16 protein-coding genes and 3 pseudogenes are annotated in these 17,487 nt (G+C 73.9%); 11 read left to right on the forward strand and 8 right to left on the reverse strand.

Annotated features, from left to right (window positions below; all coding sequences use genetic code 11):
- Positions 1–37: 37 nt before the first annotated feature.
- The gene (locus ACFV9M_RS25455) at positions 38–538 is read left to right on the forward strand and encodes an ATP-binding protein (RefSeq protein ID WP_385066018.1); all 501 of its coding nucleotides are present in this window, start codon (positions 38–40) and stop codon (positions 536–538) included.
- 146 nt (positions 539–684) lie between these two features.
- On the opposite strand, the gene ACFV9M_RS25460 is transcribed toward ACFV9M_RS25455, so the two are convergent.
- The 4 genes and pseudogenes from ACFV9M_RS25460 to rpmG form a co-directional block, all read right to left on the reverse strand.
- Positions 685–945, reverse strand: a complete 261-nt coding sequence (locus ACFV9M_RS25460) for a DUF397 domain-containing protein (protein ID WP_189943666.1) — start codon at positions 943–945, stop codon at positions 685–687.
- Positions 946–1,674: 729 nt separating this feature from the next.
- Entirely contained in the window at positions 1,675–1,848 is a 174-nt protein-coding gene (locus tag ACFV9M_RS25465) for a bS18 family ribosomal protein (RefSeq protein WP_385066098.1), read from the reverse strand.
- 10 nt (positions 1,849–1,858) lie between these two features.
- Positions 1,859–2,337: pseudogene (locus ACFV9M_RS25470) on the reverse strand (GTP-binding protein); the annotation flags it as partial.
- 11 nt (positions 2,338–2,348) lie between these two features.
- A pseudogene (rpmG, locus tag ACFV9M_RS25475) lies at positions 2,349–2,464 on the reverse strand (50S ribosomal protein L33); the annotation flags it as partial.
- 62 nt (positions 2,465–2,526) lie between these two features.
- Here rpmG and rpmB point away from each other — a divergent pair.
- The 6 genes and pseudogenes from rpmB to ACFV9M_RS25505 all read left to right on the forward strand — a co-directional run bounded on the left by rpmB (position 2,527) and on the right by ACFV9M_RS25505 (position 6,141).
- Positions 2,527–2,763, forward strand: a complete 237-nt coding sequence (gene rpmB / locus ACFV9M_RS25480) for a 50S ribosomal protein L28 (RefSeq protein ID WP_385066022.1) — start codon at positions 2,527–2,529, stop codon at positions 2,761–2,763.
- Positions 2,763–3,068 carry a 30S ribosomal protein S14 gene (gene rpsN, locus ACFV9M_RS25485; protein ID WP_385066025.1) on the forward strand — a complete coding sequence of 102 codons (306 nt, stop codon included), beginning with the start codon at positions 2,763–2,765 and terminating at the stop codon, positions 3,066–3,068. Before rpmB ends, rpsN begins: the two co-directional genes overlap by 1 nt.
- A 314-nt stretch (positions 3,069–3,382) precedes the next feature.
- The gene (locus tag ACFV9M_RS25490; protein WP_385066027.1) at positions 3,383–3,880 is read left to right on the forward strand and encodes a hypothetical protein; all 498 of its coding nucleotides are present in this window, start codon (positions 3,383–3,385) and stop codon (positions 3,878–3,880) included.
- A gap of 201 nt (positions 3,881–4,081) precedes the next feature.
- Positions 4,082–4,612 carry a DUF4232 domain-containing protein gene (locus tag ACFV9M_RS25495; RefSeq protein WP_385066030.1) on the forward strand — a complete coding sequence of 177 codons (531 nt, stop codon included), beginning with the start codon at positions 4,082–4,084 and terminating at the stop codon, positions 4,610–4,612.
- A gap of 248 nt (positions 4,613–4,860) precedes the next feature.
- A pseudogene (locus ACFV9M_RS25500) lies at positions 4,861–5,274 on the forward strand (RICIN domain-containing protein); the annotation flags it as partial.
- Between the two features lie 3 nt (positions 5,275–5,277).
- Positions 5,278–6,141 carry a pectate lyase gene (locus tag ACFV9M_RS25505; protein WP_385066100.1) on the forward strand — a complete coding sequence of 288 codons (864 nt, stop codon included), beginning with the start codon at positions 5,278–5,280 and terminating at the stop codon, positions 6,139–6,141.
- 17 nt (positions 6,142–6,158) lie between these two features.
- Here ACFV9M_RS25505 and ACFV9M_RS25510 read toward each other — a convergent pair whose 3' ends face one another.
- Positions 6,159–7,277 (reverse strand): DUF2786 domain-containing protein, encoded by a 1,119-nt coding sequence (locus ACFV9M_RS25510; RefSeq protein WP_385066032.1) that lies wholly within the window; start codon positions 7,275–7,277, stop codon positions 6,159–6,161.
- A 347-nt stretch (positions 7,278–7,624) separates the two neighbouring features.
- Between ACFV9M_RS25510 and ACFV9M_RS25515 the strand changes: the two genes are divergently transcribed.
- Positions 7,625–9,310, forward strand: coding sequence for a bifunctional 3'-5' exonuclease/DNA polymerase (locus tag ACFV9M_RS25515; protein ID WP_385066102.1), 1,686 nt, complete (start codon positions 7,625–7,627; stop codon positions 9,308–9,310).
- A 43-nt stretch (positions 9,311–9,353) separates the two neighbouring features.
- Here ACFV9M_RS25515 and ACFV9M_RS25520 read toward each other — a convergent pair whose 3' ends face one another.
- Positions 9,354–10,247 (reverse strand): glycosyltransferase family 2 protein, encoded by an 894-nt coding sequence (locus tag ACFV9M_RS25520; protein WP_385066035.1) that lies wholly within the window; start codon positions 10,245–10,247, stop codon positions 9,354–9,356.
- 158 nt (positions 10,248–10,405) lie between these two features.
- On the opposite strand from ACFV9M_RS25520, the gene ACFV9M_RS25525 reads away from it, so the two are divergent.
- Positions 10,406–11,365, forward strand: a complete 960-nt coding sequence (locus ACFV9M_RS25525; protein ID WP_385066037.1) for a D-2-hydroxyacid dehydrogenase family protein — start codon at positions 10,406–10,408, stop codon at positions 11,363–11,365.
- A 175-nt stretch (positions 11,366–11,540) separates the two neighbouring features.
- Here the strand turns inward: ACFV9M_RS25525 and ACFV9M_RS25530 are convergent, their stop codons facing one another.
- Positions 11,541–14,015, reverse strand: a complete 2,475-nt coding sequence (locus ACFV9M_RS25530; protein WP_385066039.1) for an FtsX-like permease family protein — start codon at positions 14,013–14,015, stop codon at positions 11,541–11,543.
- Positions 14,012–14,818: an ABC transporter ATP-binding protein gene (locus ACFV9M_RS25535; RefSeq protein ID WP_385066041.1), complete on the reverse strand. Its 807-nt coding sequence runs from the start codon at positions 14,816–14,818 to the stop codon at positions 14,012–14,014. The genes ACFV9M_RS25530 and ACFV9M_RS25535 overlap by 4 nt, the downstream gene beginning before the upstream one ends.
- 176 nt (positions 14,819–14,994) lie before the next feature.
- Here ACFV9M_RS25535 and ACFV9M_RS25540 point away from each other — a divergent pair, with 176 nt between their 5' ends.
- A complete protein-coding gene (locus ACFV9M_RS25540) occupies positions 14,995–16,740 on the forward strand; it encodes a sensor histidine kinase (RefSeq protein ID WP_385066044.1) in 1,746 nt (581 codons plus the stop codon).
- On the forward strand, positions 16,737–17,468 hold the full coding sequence (locus tag ACFV9M_RS25545; RefSeq protein WP_385066046.1) for a response regulator: 732 nt from the start codon (positions 16,737–16,739) through the stop codon (positions 17,466–17,468). The genes ACFV9M_RS25540 and ACFV9M_RS25545 overlap by 4 nt, the downstream gene beginning before the upstream one ends.
- Positions 17,469–17,487 lie beyond the last annotated feature (19 nt).

Here is a 17,487-nt window from a genome sequence, read left to right on the forward strand (position 1 = left end):
CCCGGGAGTGCCTCGCATGGGGACGAATGGATCGACCATGCTCGAGCCGTTACGGCAGGGCCTTCCGCCGCTTGATCCCGCGGCCGTGTCCGACGCCGCCTCCTGTGCACTGCCCGCCCGCTACGAAGCGGTCCGCGAGGCACGGCGGTTCACCCGCAGAACGCTCGGACAGTGGGATGTCGGCGACCGTTTCGACGATGTCTGTCTGGTCGTCTCCGAACTGGTGACCAACGCCCTGCGGCACGGACTGCCGTCCGACTCCGCCCCCCTCCTTCCCGACGAGCAGCTCCCGCACGAGCAGCACCCGCCCGTGCGGCTGCACCTGATGCGGTGGACCGAGCGGCTGGTGTGCGCGGTGCGCGATCCCAGCGACGACAGCCCGCTGCCGCGCGAGGCGGACGACTTCGCCGCCGAGTGCGGCCGCGGCCTGTTCCTGGTCGACTCCTTCGCCGACGGCTGGGGCTGGCACCCCTTCGCCGGCACGCTGGGCGGCAAGGTCGTCTGGGCGCTGTTCCGGCTGCCCACCGCGGGTGAATGAGGACCGCGGCGTCTTGTGACGCCGCGGTTCTACGCGCGTCGTAGCCGCTTTTCCACCGGTTCCCACGGAATCTCCGCCACCACCCACAACCACACCCGTACTCCCGCCCCCCGCTCCGACGCGCGGCACGCCGGAGGGGACGGTGGTCAGCTCGCGATCAGGTGGTCGAACTCGCCGTCCTTGATGCCCAGCAGCATCGCCTCGATCTCGGCGCGCGTGTAGACGAGCGCGGGACCGTCCGGGAAGCGCGAGTTGCGCACGGCCACGTCACCGCCGGGCAGCCGCGCGAACTCCACGCAGGACCCCTGTGAATTGCTGTGCCGGCTCTTCTGCCAGGCAACCCCGGACAACTGTGTGGCCGCCATGCCGTTGTACACGTCGTGCCCCCCGTCAACGTCGTGGTCCACAGGTCGCTCCCTGGTGGTGCACTGGCTCGTGTGGCCATAGGTGCGGTGGTCAACTGTTCCGGATCATAACCCCGTTCATGTGCAGCTGCATGAGCAGATGCACGTGCACGCCGGGTGCCTGTGCGGTTACAGCGGGGACGCCCGCCGTACCGGACGCGTTCGGCTTTCCGGTCTCCGTCGCGCGTCTGCCCCGGGGCCCACGGGCCATGCGATCACCGGTTCCTGTGGGTGACCTGCACAGCCGCGCGCCGTACGCGATGGTTCGGATCGAACCATTCGCGCACAGGAGAAGACGCACCGGGTGGCGCCCGTGTTCCGCTGTCGCGCATCCGGTTCGGCCGGCGACGCACCGTGCACACCACGGGCTCCGGCCGGGGCCCCCGCGCCCGGGCGGACGCGGACCGTCCACTCGCCGGGGCCGCGCGGCGCGCGGGCGGCTCACGAGGCCTTCGCGCCGCGCGAACCCGAACGCCGCACACCTCCCCCGCCCCCGGCGCGAACAGGCCGGGCGGACTTCCCCGCGCCCGGGGTCCGTGACAAGCGCTCGCCCCCGTGGACGACGGGGAGATCGTCCACGGGGGCGAGACGTGGGACCGGCGCGCACACGGCCGCGACGAGGGCACGTCGACGCAGATTCACCCGGAGCCGGCACACGACGGAACCGGACGGCGGCCGTATTCCCGCCTCGGCGAACGGCGCCCCGGGCATACGGCACCGGCGGTAACGTCCCTACGCCGGTGGCCGGTCTCCGCTGCCGCCCTCGGCGTCAGCGGCCGCTGTACGGCAGGAGGGCCATCTCCCTGGCGTTCTTGATCGCGCGGACACCTGGCGCTGCTGCCGGGCCGAGACCCGGGTGACCCGGCGGCTGCGGATCTTGCCTCGGTCGGAGAGGAACGTCCGCAGCGGATCGGTGTCGCCGCGCGAAGGTGTCGGCGACGGTCCGCCGGCCGGTGGCGGCCGCGGCGAGGCCGACGTCGCGAGGTCGTCGCCGTCGGCGAGGTACGGCAGCAGCAGTGCCGGATCGACGGCCGTGATCACGGCGGTGACGGTGAGGCCGCCGGCCACGACCGCCTCGGCCATGGCCTTGGGCTCGACGGAGTCCCACAGCTCGACGACCGCGAGCCGGGTGGTGCCGTCGTCGGCGAGGCGGCGCAGTTCGGGTACCAGGTCCTCGCGCAGGGCGCAGCAGGCGCAGTCGTCGACCAGGGGCGCCCCACCGGCCGAGAGGATGCCGGTGGCGTCCCTCACGGTCCGGACGACCGTGCCGGCGGCGGCCGTCGACAGGTCGCGGTGGAGGACGACCGTGCCGGGCACGTCGGCGTGCAGCCGCGCGACGGCCGCCCGGCGGGCGTCGGCGTGCAGCCCGCCGACGAGGACCACGGACAGGCTCACGCCCCGCCCCGTTTGCGCAGGGTCATGCGGTCCGGGTCGTTGCGGCGGTTCTTGCGGGTGACCAGGTGTATCCGGTTCCCGCCGTGGAGCGCAGTCTGATGACCGGGCGCAGTTCGTTGCGTGCCATGCTGATACCTTACTGAAAATGAATTCCATTAGCACTAAGGCTTCAGGAGAGGTACGTCACCCATGTCCGCGCACTGCATGCTGACCGGCGCCCGGCCCGGCTTCGGCAACCGTGTCTCCCACTCCCACCGGCGCACCTCGCGCCGCTTCGACCCGAACATCCAGTCCAAGAGGTACTGGCTGCCCGGCGAAGGCCGGTACGTACGGCTGCGGTTGAGCGCCCGTGGGATCCGGACCGTCGACGCGATCGGTGTCGAGGCCGCCGTGGCCCGGATCCGCGCCCGGGGAGTGAGGGTCTGATGGCGAAGAAGAGCAAGATCGCGAAGAACGAGCAGCGGCGGGAGACCGTCGCCCGGTACGCCGAGCGGCGGGCCGAACTGAAGGAGATCCTCCGGCGCCCGTCGTCGACGGACGCGGAACGGCAGGCCGCTCGACGCGAGCTGCGCCGCCAGCCGCGCGACGCGAGTGCCACGCGCGTCCGCAACCGTGACCAGGTGGACGGGCGGCCGCGGGGGTACTTCCGTGCGTTCGGGCTGTCACGGGTGAGTCTGCGGGAGCAGGCGCACGCGGGGTATCTGCCGGGAGTACGGAAGGGGTCGTGGTGAAGGAGGGCGGTCAAGGGGGGTGGTGGAAGGGGGGGGCAATGGAGGGCGTGGTGGCGCGATGTGGTGAGGGGGCCCGGTGAGGGCCGTCCGGGGTGCTGCCGGGGGTGCTGCCGGGCCGGGGGCGGCTGGTAGCTTGCTGCGGTCCTTCCGGCCGACCGGGCCGTCCGGCTACCGCTTGGGAGCTAGCAGTGACCACGGCGAACTTCTCGCACACCACGCCCTCCTCGAGCCACTCCCCCTCCCTCTCGCCCTCGCCCTCCCCTTCGGCGCGTCCCGCGCGCGGGCCGGTCCGCCGGGTGGTCCGGGGGGCCGTCGTGACGGCCACGCTGGCGGGCGCGCTCGCGCTGACCGCGTGCAGCGACGACGGCGGATCCGACGACACGCCGTCGGCCACGTCGAGTACGGCATCGAGCACGGCGTCGAGCGCGGACACCGGGGGCGGAACCGGCGACTCCGGCGACTCCGGCGGCACCGGTGGATCCGCGTCCGCACGGGCCTCCTCCGAGCTGGAGGGCAGCTGGCTCGCCACCGCGGACGGCAAGGCAGTCGCCCTGGTCATCACCGGTTCGCAGGCCGCCCTCTTCGCGACCGGCGGGAGCGTGTGCAGCGGGACCGCCGGCGAGGAGGCGGACATGCGGATGATCCGCCTGAAGTGCACGACCGGTACGGACGACCGGACGACCGGCATGGTCGACTCCGTCGACGCGGACTCCCTCCGGATCACCTGGGAGGGCGGGGCCGGTCAGGAGACGTACACCAAGGCGGAGGGCGGCCAGTTGCCGTCGGGGCTGCCGACGGCCGGCCTGGGGTGACGGGACGCCGTGACCGGACACCCTCCGGACGCGGTGACCGGACACCCTCCGGGCGCGGTGACCGGACCCGGTGACCGGACCCTGTGACCGCCGTGGCCGGGGTCTGTGACCGGGGGTCCGGATGGCGGGGTGGGCGGCGGTTCGGGGCGGACATGCGTGATGATCCTTCGAGCACCGTCACGTCATGCAAGGGACCCACACATGCGCGCCGTTCCGATCACCGTCACCGCCCTCGCCGCCGCCTTCCTCCTCACCGCATGCGGCGGCGGGGACGACAGCTCCTCCGGGGGCGAGGAGAGCAAGGCCGCGTCCGGCTCCGCCTGTGCCGCCGGCGACCTCGCCATGGAGCTCGGCGCGGTGAACGCCGCGCCCGCCGCCGGGGACACCGGCAACGTCACCGTCACGGTCACCAACAACGGCGCCGAGTGCACCCTGGACGGCTTCCCCGAGGTCGAGTTCGACGCCGACGGCACCAGCACCGCCGTTCCGCGGAACGAAGCCGCCGAGGCACAGCAGCTGACCCTGCCGGAGCAGGGCACGACCTCCTTCACGATCACGTACGTCCGCGCCGAGGAGGGCGGCTCGGAGAGCCTCGCCGTGACGACGGTGAAGTACGGGCTGCCGGGCGGCGAGGCGGACCAGAGCTTCGCGTGGTCGTACGGCGACGTGGCCCTGAAGGGCGAGGACACCCCGGACGCCTCGGTGAGCGCCTTCCAGCAGGCGGGTGACTGACCGGCGGGAAGCTCCCCGTCGCGGGCCCGGGAAAAAGATCCCGCCGCCCGGCAACCTCCGGCCGGGCGGCGGCGACAAAGGGTCAGATGGACGAGGAAGGCCATCGCACGCCGAACGAAAGCTGCGACATGAGTACAGAGACAGCCCCACGCCCGGGGCACCGCCGGAGGAACGGACGCCGCCGTACCGTTCTGGTCGGCGCCATCGCCACATCGCTGGTCGGCGGCGCCGTCGTCGGCGGAGTGCTGATGACGGCGTCCGCCTCCGGACCGGGCGCGGGCACCTACCGTCTGGTGAACTCGGACGGCACCTGTCTGGAGGTCCCCTCGGCGAGCACGGCGGACGGTGTCCAGCTGGCGCTGGCCACGTGTGACGGGGGCGCCGACCAGAACTGGAAGCTGACCGCGTCCGGGGACGGGTTCACCGTGGCGTCCTCCGCCACCGGGCTGTGCGCCGGGGTCCAGGGCGACTCGGCCTCCGCCGGCAAGGCCGTACAGCAACAGACCTGCGACGACGGCACCTCGCAGGTCTGGCGGGTCAGCGCGCTGGACGACGCGTACCACCTGGTCAACGAGCACAGCGAGAAGTGCCTGAACACCAAGTCCGCGCGGGCGCAGCAGAATTCCTGCGACAAGGCGGCCACCAAGAGCTGGACCCTGCAGACGGTGACCGGCGCGTCGGCCACACCGTCGGCCGGTGCGACGACGTCCGCCTCCGCGTCTCCGTCGGCTTCGGCCACCGCATCGGCGTCGGCATCGGCATCGGCCACTGCCTCCGCGACGGCGACCGCGACCGCCACCGCCACCGCGACCGCCACGGCCTCCGGCGGCACCACGTTCGCCTCCTGGCCCACCGCCACCGGCGAGCAGGCCGTCACCGAGACCATCGAGGTGAGCGGGACGTACGACGGTTCCCTGAAGCGCTTCTACGGTTCGGGCGACCTCGGCGGCGACGGCCAGGACGAGGGCCAGGACCCGCTCTTCAAGCTCGCCGACGGCGCGACGCTGAAGAACGTGATCCTCGGCTCCCCGGCCGCCGACGGCATCCACTGCTCCGGCAGCTGCACGCTGCAGAACGTGTGGTGGGAGGACGTCGGCGAGGACGCGGCGACCTTCAAGAGCAAGTCCTCCTCGGCGACCTACGTGATCGACGGCGGCGGTGCGCAGAAGGCGGACGACAAGGTCTTCCAGCACAACGGTGCCGGCACCCTGACCATCAAGAACTTCCAGGTCTCCGACTTCGGCAAGCTCTACCGTTCGTGCGGCAACTGCTCGACGCAGTACACCCGGCACGTGGTGATCAGCAATGTGAAGGTCACCAGCCCCGGCAAGGTCGTCGTCGGGATCAACTCCAACTACGGTGACACGGCCAAGCTGTCCGGCGTGACGATCGTCGGTGACAGCAGCAAGAAGATCACCGTGTGCGAGCGCTTCGAGGGCAACAGCAGCGGCGACGAGCCGACCGAGCTGGGCAGTGGCCCGGACGGCACGTACTGCGTCTACGACTCCTCGGACGTGACCTACCAGTAGTCCTCAGGGGCCGGAACTCATCCGGGCAGGCGCGGCCGGGAACTCATCCGGGCCCGGTCCGCCGCCTGCGCGCCCTCCGTCCAGCCCGCCTCGTCGGTGACGCCGCGCAGGCGGGTGGTGACGGTCTCCGGGAACATGCGGTCCGTCGCGTCGGTGACCGCGAGGTCGCGGGTGGCGAGGACCGGGAGCAGGTCGTCGGTCACCTGGGTCTCGGCGGCCGCCGCGAGGCGGGTGCCGATGCGGTGGGCGTAGGCGGCGAGGAAGGACTGGCGGAAGGTCTTGGTGCGTCTGCGGCCGCCCGCGCGCTGGGCCGCCTCCGCCCTGGCCAGCGCGGTCTGGGCCTGCACCAGCAGTGACGTGTAGAGCAGTTCCGCCACCTCCAGGTCGGCCTCGAACCCGACGACCGTGGAGAAGCAGAAGGGTTCGTTCCACACCGCCCGGCAGTGGTTGGCGTCGGCGACCGCGTCCAGGAGCACCGCCTTGGCCTGCTCGTACGGCGGCTCGACGCCGATGCGGCAGGCGGCGGGGGCGTCCGGGTCCGAGGCCTGGGCGTCGAGCAGGGCCTCGTCGACGCTGTGCCGGGCCATCAGTTCCTGCGCCTTCGCGGTGAGCGCCTCCGCCTCCTCCGGGTATCCGGTCGCCTCCGCCTTGGCGAGCAGGGCGCGGATGCGGGTGAGCATGCGGGAGTCGGAGCGGGCCGCCCGGCCCTGCCGCGGTTCCCGGAGGGGTTCGAGGGTGGGCAGGCGCAGCAGCAGGCGGTACAGCTCCAGGACTGCGGTGGCGTGGGAGAAGCGGTCGGTGCGCGGCGGGGCCTCCGTGGGGAGCTCCTCCAGCTGAGCCGTCCAGCGCCGGCCGCGCGGGCGCCCCTCCTCCCGGCGGTCCTGTGCGCGGATCAGTGACGCGAGCAGGCGGACGTGGGTCTCGTCCAGGTCGCGGCGCACGAGCCGTACGACGTCGGCGGGCTGCCAGCCGCGCCGCCAGGCCGCCGCCACGAACTCCTCGCCGCGCCGAGCGAGGTCGGCGTCCGCCGAGGGGTCGGCGGCGAGCAGGGACGCACCCGTGTCGAGGGCGGCGTCGCCCGCTTCGTAGAGGGCGGCACGGAGGGCGCGGTCGACGGTGGGCGTACTGCTGGTCATCCGGCGATGGTGTCACGGACGGGGAGCGGCTCACCAAGCGGTCGCGCCGACCGACGCGACACCGACCGCCCGAGCGGGGCGGACTCGCGGCCACGGACCCGCCGACCATGGACCAGCCGAGCACGGATCCTCCGAGCACGGACCCGCCGACCATGGACCAGCCGAGCACGGACCCGCCGGCCACGGACTCGCCGACCATGGACCTGCCGACCATGGACCAGCCGAGCACGGACCCGCCGGCCACGGACTCGCCGACCATGGACCTGCCGACCATGGACCAGCCGGCCACGGACCCGCCGGCCACGGACCCGCGGGGCGTTGTCAGACCCTCCTGGCAGACTCGCGGTATGGGTGATCGGTGGGTGCTCGCTCCGGTCGAGGGTGGCGGTGCGGAACTGGTCGCCCTCGGCGGGGACGGGCTGCCGGTGGGGCGCGTGGTGCGGGAGGGGGATCTGGTGGAGGCGGTGCGGGGGCGGCCCGGGGTGGCGCGGTGGGTCTGGCGTTCGACGGCCGAGGTGTATCCACGGCTGCTCGCCGCGGGCGTGCGAGTCGAACGGTGCTACGACGTCGAGGACGCCGAGACCCTCCTGCTCGGCCACGAAGGGCGGCACGGCGAGCCCCGGTCTGCCGCCGCAGCCCTGGCCCGGCTGCGCGGCGGGCCCGTACCGCCGGACCCGCCGCAGCGGTCCGCCGAGCCCGGCGCTCAGTCCTCACTCTTCGAACCGGAGGACGCCGGGCTGCCGCTCGCCGACCTCCTCGCCGTCTACGCCGGCCAGCAGCGGCGCCACGACCGGGCGGAGCACCCGGAGCGGATGCGGCTGCTGACGGCGGCCGAGTCGGCGGGCATGCTGGTGGCCGCCGAGATGAACCGGGCGGGGCTGCCGTGGAGCGCGCGGGTGCACCGCGCGGTGCTGCACGATCTGCTCGGCGAGCGGTACGCGGGCGGGGGCGAGCCCCGGCGGCTGGCCGAGCTCGCCGACGAGGTGTCGGCCGCCTTCGGGCGCCGGGTGCGGCCGGACCTGCCCGCCGATGTGGTCAGAGCGTTCGCGCAGGCCGGGATCAGGATCAGGTCGACGCGGCGCTGGGAGATCGAGTCGATCGACCATCCGGCCGTGCGGCCGCTGATCGAGTACAAGAAGCTGTACCGCATCTGGGTGGCGCACGGCTGGTCCTGGCTCCAGGACTGGGTGCGGGAGGGCCGCTTCCGGCCCGGGTTCCTCGCCGGCGGCACGGTCACCGGGCGCTGGGTGACCAACGGCGGGGGCGCCCTGCAGATCCCCAAGGTGATCCGGCGGGCCGTGGTCGCCGACCCCGGCTGGCGGCTCGTCGTCGCCGACGCCGACCAGATGGAGCCGCGGGTGCTCGCGGCGGTCTCCCGTGACCCCGGGCTGATGGAGGTGGCGGGCCGCGAGACCGACCTCTACCAGTCCGTCTCCGACCGCGCCTTCTCCGGCGACCGCGCCCAGGCCAAGCTCGCCGTGCTCGGCGCGGTGTACGGCCAGACGTCCGGCGACGGTCTGAAGAACCTCGCCGCGCTGCGCCGCCGCTTCCCGCGCGCGGTGGCCTACGTCGACGAGGCGGCGCGGGCCGGCGAGGAGGGCCGGCTCGTGCGCACCTGGCTGGGCCGGACCTGTCCGCCCGCGGCCGGGGCGACGGACGGCACGGCGGAGGAGGCGGGCATCCCCGCCGGGGACGAGGAGGCCGAGAGCCGGCCGTGGGTGCCCGGCCACACCTCTTCCGACGCCCGCGCGCGCGGCCGCTTCGCCCGCAACTTCGTCGTCCAGGGCAGCGCCGCCGACTGGGCTCTGCTGATGCTCGCCGCACTCCGCCGCACATGCGCGGGCATGGCGGCCGAGCTGGTCTTCTTCCAGCACGACGAGGTGATCGTGCACTGTCCGCAGGAGGAGGCCGAGACGGTCGTCGCCGCGATCCGGGAGGCGGCGGACCTGGCCGGACGGCTGACGTTCGGCGAGACGCCGGTGCGGTTCCCGTTCACCGCGGCCGTGGTGGAGTGCTATGCCGACGCCAAGTGACGACCGCCGGCCCCGGCCACGCCGTACGGCCGGAGGCGGGGTCTCAGATGACCGGGGGCCTGCCCAGCCGGGTCAGCCGCCACACCGTCCGCCACCGCATGGGCCGCCGTGGGCCGGCCGGCGTGCGCACCCCTTCGGCGAACCCGCCGAACCAGGCCCGCAGACCGCCGAGGGAACGGGTGCGCAGCAGCGTGACCAGGACCCACACCCCCAGGTGCACCGGGATGAGCGGCAGCGGGAGGTTGCGCCGGACCAGCCACACCCGGTTGCGGGCGGTGACCCGGTGGTAGATGGCGTGCCGGGCGGGCGAGGTCTTCGGGTGCTGGAGGAGCAGCTCGGGCGCGTACAGGATGCGCCAGCCGGCGTCAGTGGCGCGCCAGGCCAGGTCGGTCTCCTCGTGCGCGAAGAAGAACTCGGCGGGCCAGTCGCCGGTCCGGTCGAGCATCTCCATGCGCAGGGCGTGGCCGCCGCCGAGGAAGCCGGTGACGTACCCGCCCTGCATCGGGTCGGAGGCGCCGACGCGCGGCACGTGCCGCCGCTGGGTCTCACCGTGCTCGTCGGCGATGCGGAAGCCGACGATGCCCAGGCGCGGGTCGGCGGCGTACAGGTCGCGGACGCGGCGCAGCACGTCGGCGTCGACGAGCAGCCCGTCGTCGTCCAGCTCCACGACGACGTCGACGTCGCCGTACTCCCGCAGCCGGGCGAGGGCGACGTTGCGGCCGCCGGGGCAGCCGAGGTTCTCGTCGGTCTCGACGGTGGTGACCTCGCCGGGCAGGGAGAGCCGGCGGGCGAACTCGGGCAGTCGGCAGCCGTTGCCGACGATCACGATGCGGGCGGGCGCGAGGTCCTGTTTCGCCACCGACTCCAGCAGGGCGTCGACCTCGGCGGGCCGGTTGCCCATCGTCACCACGGCAACGGCGATCCTCGGCTCCACCACGTCCCACGCTCCGTCCGGCCCGCGACGGCTCCCCGGCCCGTCCCGGCGGTGCCCGTCGTTCACCAAGATGTTGCCTCAGATCCGGAGGCTGCCCCGACGCCGGTTCACTTCGTGTCGGCTTTACACCGATTTTCCCCGAGCAGGAGGACCTGACCGACATGCCTTTCCGCTGTGCCGTACTCGACGACTTCCAGAACGTCGCCACCACGGTCGTCGACTGGTCGGTCCTGGGCGACGGGGTGCGGGTCGTCGCCTTCACCGAGCATGTCGCCACCGAGGACGAACTCGTGGCCGCGCTGGCCGACTTCGACTGTGTGGTCACCTTGCGCGAGCGCGTCGCCTTCCCCGCCTCGCTGCTGGACCGGCTGCCGCGCCTGAAGCTGCTGATCGCCTCCGGCATGCGCAACTCGGTGATCGACTACACGGCGGCGCGGGCGAACGGCGTGACCGTCTGCGGCACGGAGAGTTCCTCCACCCCGCCGGTCGAGCTCACCTGGGCCCTGCTGCTCGGGCCCGCCCGCGGCCTGGTCCAGGAGACCACCGCCCTGCGCGAGGGCGGCCCGTGGCAGTCCACCGTCGGCGCCGACCTGCACGGCGCCCGACTCGGTCTGCTGGGCCTGGGCAAGGTTGGCAGCCTGGTCGCCCGGGTCGGCCTCGCCTTCGGCATGGAGGTGACCGCCTGGAGCCAGAACCTCACCCGGGAGCGCGCGGACGAGGTCGGCGTCCGTCCGGCGGCCTCGAAGGAGGAGCTGCTCTCCGGAAGCGACTTCGTCTCCGTGCACCTCGCCCTGAGCGACCGCACCCGCGGCCTGCTCGGCCCCGCGGAACTCGCCCTCCTCAAGCCGACCGCGTTCCTGGTCAACACCTCGCGTGCGGCGATCGTCGACCAGGACGCGCTGCTGGCGGCCCTGCGGGAGGGCCGGATCGCGGGCGCCGGGGTGGACGTGTTCGACGTCGAGCCCCTTCCCCACGACCATCCCCTGCGGACGGCACCCCGCCTTCTGGCGACCCCGCACCTGGGGTACGTCTCCCGGGCCAACTACGAGCGTTACTACGGGCAGGCCGTGGACGACATCCGGGCGTTCCTCGCCGGGAGGCCGGTGCGCGTCCTCGGCTGACCGGCTCCCACCCCGGCAGGTACCGGCCGACCCGCCCTTCGGCAAGTGCTGGCCAACCGCCCTTCGGCAAGTGCTGGCCAACCGCCCTTCGGCATGTGCCGGCCGACCCGCCCCCGGCAGGTGCCGGCCGGCCGCCCTTCGGCATGTGCCGGCCGACCCGCCCCTTCGGCGCGTGCTATTCCGTACGCAGCGCGGTGGCCGTGTCCGTCCGGGCCGCCCAGCCGGCCGGGAGCAGGCCTCCCGCCACCGCGATGACCAGACCCCCCAGCGCGAGCGCGACCAGCCACGGTGTGTCGTAGACGGCGACCGTCGCGGCGGGCAGGGCCATACCGACGGCGTCCCCCATGAGGGGCATGACCCAGTGGTGCAGCGCGACGCCGACCGGGACCGCGGCCGCGCCGACGAGCAGGCCCGGCCAGGCGACGGAGACGACCACCATGGCCACGGTCTGGCGGGGCGTCATCCCCAGGGCCTTGAAGACACCCAGATCACGGACGCGGTCACGGGTGTCGAGGACGACCGTGTTGAGCACGCCCAGGCCGGCCACCATGACCAGCATCAGGGTGAGCATCCCGATCAGCGCGTCCATGGCCAGGACCACACTGGACGAGTCGGAGGCGTTGGGCCGAGCGGTCGCTCCGACCGGTTCCAGGGCGGCGTTCAGCGCGGTGAGGTACGCATCCGCGTCCGTACCCGGCTCCGTTCTCACGTCGTAGCGGCCGGGCGTCGCGTCCACACCCAGCTGGGAGAGGGTGGCCGTCGAGGTCAGCAGTGCCATGCCCTTCCCTTCCGTGAAGAACACCTCGCCGACGATCCGCACCGAGGCGCGCCGTCCCCCCTCCCTCAGGGTCACGGTGTCACCGACCTCGACACCGGCGGCCTTCAGGAACCGGCCGGTGACCGCCGCCTGGCCCGGCCCGTCGAGCCAGCGCCCCGAGACCGTCCGTGGAGCGCCCCACGACGAGTCGCCCTCGTACGCCACGACCGTGGTCGCGCCGGTGATCCCGGTCACACCGACCTGGGCCTGGGCCGTGCCGTAGAAGCGGCTGGTCCCCCGCTGCGCGCGCAGCGCGGCGGCGACCCGCTCAGGATCGGCCTTCGGCGTGTCGGCCGCGCCGCCCGCGGGGACCACCTCGGCGCCGGGCGGTCCCTGGCCCCCGCCCGCCTGCACGACGACCGTGCCGGCCGAGTTGAGCATGCGCCCGTCGGAGACCACGCCGAGCGAGAGCGCGAGCCCCACGGCGAAGGTGACGGAGACGGCGCCGAAGGCGACCGCGGCGGCCATCGTGCCCGACCGCGCCGGGCGCGCGAAGGGGTGGGCGAGCCCGAGGCTCACCGCGCGCGGCACCGGCAGCCGGGCCGTGAGCCGCCGTGCCGGCCGCCCGCGGCCGGTGCCGCGTGCCCGCCCGCCGGTGAGCGCGTCGGCGGTGCGCAGCCGGCCCGCGCGCAGGGCCGGCCACAGGGCGGCGCCCGCGACCAGGACGAGGGCGGCGGCGGGCACCAGGAGGTCGACCTGGACGGGGATCGAGCCGGCCGGCACGCCGAGAGCCGTCCCGGCCTCGGCCAGCACCGGCCCGGCCGCCAGGTTGCCGAGGACCACCGCCAGTACGCAGCCCACGGCCGCCGGGATCAGCGCCTGCCCGACGTAGGCCAGGACGATCTGCGCCGGGGTGAGCCCGAGGGCCTTGAGGATGCCGATACGGCGGGTCGCGGCACCGACCGAGCCGCTGACCACGATGCCGATGACCAGGACCGACAGCGACAGCCCGAGCACCCCGAAAGCGGCCAGGAACGGCACGAACGCCATCGCGTTGGCCGTCTGCTCCTGCCGGGCGGTCAGGTACGACAGCGTCCCGGTCATCGCGCCCTGCGGCACGAGCGCCGCCACCGCGTTCCGGCGGGCGGCCACCTCGTCGTCGGTGTCCGCGTCGTGGAAGCGGTAGAGCATCTCGTAGGAGGACTCGCCTGACTCCTCCGAGCCGGACGAGCCTTCCGAGCCCGTCGACTCCGACGACTCCGACGACTCCGACGACTCCGACGACGACACGTCGGCCCGCGTCCCGGCCAGCGCCTCGGCCTGTGCGGGCGTCACCCAGGCCTCCGCCGTGCCGGTCACCGAGCGGGCGACTCCCACCACGGTCAGCGTCGGGCTGTCCGGCGCGTCGGGGAACGCCAACCGTGCGCCCGCCTTCGGCACCGGCAGCGCCCCCTCGGCCACCACGATCTCGCCCGGACGGGTGGCCCACGCGCCGTCGACGAGGTCGATGCGGTCGACCGGGCCCTCGGCGTCCGCCCGGCCGACGACCGTCACCGGCGGGAGGTCCACCCCGGCCGGCAGGGCATCGGAGTCCGAGGCGGTGCGCGGCCGTGCCGTGAGCGTCCGGAACGGGCCGGCGGCGGCGCTCACACCGGACGCCCGAGCGGTCGCCGCCAGCTGTGCGGGCGTCACTTCCGTCCCGTCGAACCGCGCGGTCAGATGGGCACCGTGCTGCCGGGCGAAGGCCCGGTCGAAGGGTGCCCTGGACGCGACCATCAGGCCGACGGCGAGGACCGACGCGGTGACGGCCATGAGCGTGGTCAGGACCATCACCGTCGTCTGCACGCGCCGCCGCCCGACCCCCGCGCGCACCACCCGGCCCAGGGCGCTCACCGGCCCACCCCCGTGACGGACGCGGCATCGCCAGGACCGATGCCGGAACTGGTGCCCTGGCCGGGTCCGGTTCCGGTTCCGGTTCCGGCGCCCGTGCCGGTGTCCCGGACGATCCGGCCGTCGACCAGTTCGACGGTCCGCGTCGCACAGGCCTCGGCGAGGCCGAGATCGTGGGTGACCAGGACGACCGTCTGTCCGCCCGCGTTGAGCGTGATGAGCAGCTCGCGGACGTCCGCACCGGAGGCGGTGTCCAGCGCTCCCGTCGGCTCGTCGGCCAGGAGCAGTGCTGGACGGTGCATCAGCGCACGGGCCACCGCGACGCGTTGGCGCTCGCCGCCGGACAGCCTCCCCGGGAACGCCCCGGCGTGCCGTTCGACCCCGAGGTACTCCAGCAGCTCCGCGGCGCGGGCCCGGGCCTCCGCCCGTTTGAACCCCGCCAGTTGGGCCGGCAGCAGCACGTTGTCGGTGACCGTCAGATCCTCGAGGAGGTGGAAGAACTGGAAGACCATGCCGATCCTCGTCCGCCGGTACCGGGCCGAGGCGGTCTCGCTCATCGCGTCCACGCGCAGCCCGTCGACGGTGACGCTGCCCGTGCTCGGGCGGTCCAGCCCGGCGATCAGGTTGAGGAGCGTCGACTTGCCGCTGCCCGACGGCCCCACGACGGCCAGCGCCTCCCCCGCGCTCACGCTCAGTGTGACCCCGGCGAGGGCGGGCGGCCCCTCGCCGTAGGTCCTGCTCACGTCGCGGATGTCGATGACGGGCGCGGTCGCTGTCACGGTGCCTCCCAGGCGGTGGTCGAGCATTCGCCCCGACGCTAGGGACGCACCCCCGTCCGGGGCGTCCCCCTCGACGACGGTCCCGGCTGCCGCACCGGACCGACCCGCCCGCCACGTCATCCCCGCGATGTACGCCGTGGAGATCACGTCCGTCCGCTCCGGGAACGATGTGCCCCGGGCCGGGGTCTTGCCACACTGGGCCCATGGACGGCGCGACCGGCGCGACCGGCGGGACCGGCGGGACCGGCGGGACCGGCGGGACCGGCGGGGCTTCTCGGACGGACGCGGTACGGCCGGACACGGCCGCTCCGCAGACGGAGACGGGGACGGAGACGGAGACAGAGACGGGGACGGGAACGGAGACGGGGACGGGAACGGAGACGGGAACGGAGACGGAGACGGAGACGGTCCAGCAGAAGACCGCGCGGCAGAGGGCGTTGCGGCCGGGACGGTCATGGCTGGGATTGTCACGGCTGGGGGCGTTACGGCCGGCGGCAGTACGGCAGGGAGCACTACGGCAGGGAGCACTACGGCTGGGCGCGGAGCGGCTGGCAGCGGCGCGCCGGTGGGCGACGGGCACGCCGTGGGCGACGGGCACGCCGTGGGCGACGGACACGGCAGGCACGGCAGGCACGGCAGGCACGGCGGGCACGGCGGGCACGGCGGCGCTGCCGCACACTCCGCATCCACTGCCGCGGCCCTCCCGCTGGATGTGGACCGCCGACGTGATCCTGGCCGTGGCCCTCGCCGCCTGCGCCGTGGGCTCGGTGCGGTTGCGGGACACGGCCGACCTGGTCGTCCCACCCTTGTCGGGGCAGGTGCTGGTTCCCGGGACGGCGCCGGCGCTTCCACCGGTACCGCCTCCGCCGGTGGAGTGGGCGCAGGTCGATCCCGTCCAGCCGTGGTATCTCGTCCTGGCCGCGCTGACGGCCCTGCCCCTGGTGGTGCGCCGCCGCTGCCCGCTGGTCGCGTACTGGGCCGTGATCGTCACGACGCTGCTGCTCAACCAGCGCCTGAGCGGCGAGACCGCGACCGTCTACCCGTTCCTGTCCTGCGTGATCGCGGCCTACGGCGCCGCCGTGTACAGCCCGTACCGCCTGCGCGCGCTCACCGGTCTGGTCGCCGGCGCCGGCCTGATCGCGTTGTTGTCCGACGAGAACTTCCTGCCCCTCACGCCCGGCGTGGTGCCGTTCCTGGTGCTGCTCGGTGTGGGACTGGGTGCCAACGCCATCCATGTCTGGAAGCAGCGCGTGCACACGCTCCAGGAGCGGCAGAAGACCGCGACCGCGCTCGCGGTCGACCGTGAACGCGCGCGCATCGCCCGTGAGTTGCACGACATCGTCACGCACAATGTGAGCGTGATGGTGATCCAGGCGGGGGCGGCCCGCAAGGTGATGGACGCCGCGCCCGACCGTGCCCGTGAGGCGCTGCTGGCCGTGGAGGCGGGCGGGCGCACGGCCATGGCGGAGCTCCGGCACGTCATGGGCCTGCTCACCCCGTCCGGTGACGATCCCGACCCGGCCGACGACCCGGAGCTGAGCCCGCAACCGGGCGTGGACCGGATCCCCGCCCTCGTCGACCGCGTCCGCGGGACGGGGGTGTCCGTGGACCTGACCGTCACCGGCACACCGTCGCCGCTGCCCGCCGGCGCCGACCTCACCGCGTACCGGGTGGTGCAGGAGGCCCTCACCAACGCCGTCCGGCACGCTGCGGGCGCCCGAGTCCAGGTCGTCCTCGACCACACCCCCGACGCCCTGCACATCGATGTCACAAGCACCGGCGGCACTCCCGCCCCGAGCGCCGGCCCCGGTACCGGTCGCGGCCTCCTGGGCCTGCGTGAACGCCTGGCCCTCCACGCCGGCACCCTCGACGCCGGTCCGCGGCCCACCGGCGGCTACGGGGTTCACGCGGTCGTACCGCGCTCCGCGAGGACGGACGGGAGAACATGACCGAACCGCCGCCGCCCCGCGTCGTCATCGCGGACGACCAGGCGCTGGTCCGCACCGGCTTCGGCCTGATCCTGGCCGCCGACGGAATCGACGTCGTCGCCGAGGCGGCCGACGGCGACGAGGCGGTCGAGGCGGTCCACCGCACCCGCCCCGACCTGGTCCTGATGGACATCCGCATGCCCGGCACGGACGGCCTGGAGGCCACCCGCCGCATCCTCTCCGGCGCCGGGCCCGACACGCCCCGCGTGATCATGCTGACCACCTTCGATCTCGACCGTTACGTCTACGCGGCCCTCACCGCCGGCGCCAGCGGCTTCCTCCTCAAGGACGTCACCCCCGAACACCTGGTCGCCGCCGTCCGTCTCGCCCGCACCGGCGACGCCCTGCTCGCCCCGGCCATCACCCGCCGCCTGGTCGAACGCTTCACCTCCGCCGCCGACACCCCCGTCCTCCACCGCGACCTCTCGGTCCTCACCCCGCGCGAACTGCAGGTCCTCCAGTCCCTGGGCCGCGGCCTGAGCAACACCGACCTGGCCACCCACTTCGTCCTGAGCGAGTCGACGGTGAAGACCCACGTCGCCCGCATCCTGGCCAAACTCCGTCTGCGCGACCGCGCCCAGGCGGTCGTGGTGGCCTACGAGACGGGCCTGATCGTTCCGCGAGCCCCCAGCACACCGGGCACGCCGGGCACGCCGGGCACGCCGAAGAACCCCTGGTCGTCTGCTTGACCGGGGGTTCCGGTGGGGC

It is taken from the genome of Streptomyces sp. NPDC059895 (assembly GCF_042731035.1).
GTDB lineage: Bacteria > Actinomycetota > Actinomycetes > Streptomycetales > Streptomycetaceae > Streptomyces.

Bases quoted from the DNA above. Each gene is read 5' to 3' on its own strand.
- ACFV9M_RS25540 (WP_385066044.1), top strand. From the start codon at position 14,995: ATGGACGGCGCGACCGGCGCGACCGGCGGGACCGGCGGGACCGGCGGG.
- ACFV9M_RS25495 (WP_385066030.1), top strand. From the start codon at position 4,082: ATGCGCGCCGTTCCGATCACCGTCACCGCCCTCGCCGCCGCCTTCCTC.
- ACFV9M_RS25515 (WP_385066102.1), top strand. From the start codon at position 7,625: ATGGGTGATCGGTGGGTGCTCGCTCCGGTCGAGGGTGGCGGTGCGGAA.
- rpmB (WP_385066022.1), top strand. From the start codon at position 2,527: ATGTCCGCGCACTGCATGCTGACCGGCGCCCGGCCCGGCTTCGGCAAC.
- ACFV9M_RS25525 (WP_385066037.1), top strand. From the start codon at position 10,406: ATGCCTTTCCGCTGTGCCGTACTCGACGACTTCCAGAACGTCGCCACC.
- ACFV9M_RS25455 (WP_385066018.1), top strand. From the start codon at position 38: ATGCTCGAGCCGTTACGGCAGGGCCTTCCGCCGCTTGATCCCGCGGCC.
- rpsN (WP_385066025.1), top strand. From the start codon at position 2,763: ATGGCGAAGAAGAGCAAGATCGCGAAGAACGAGCAGCGGCGGGAGACC.
- ACFV9M_RS25535 (WP_385066041.1), bottom strand. From the start codon at position 14,818: ATGCTCGACCACCGCCTGGGAGGCACCGTGACAGCGACCGCGCCCGTC.
- ACFV9M_RS25510 (WP_385066032.1), bottom strand. From the start codon at position 7,277: ATGACCAGCAGTACGCCCACCGTCGACCGCGCCCTCCGTGCCGCCCTC.
- ACFV9M_RS25545 (WP_385066046.1), top strand. From the start codon at position 16,737: ATGACCGAACCGCCGCCGCCCCGCGTCGTCATCGCGGACGACCAGGCG.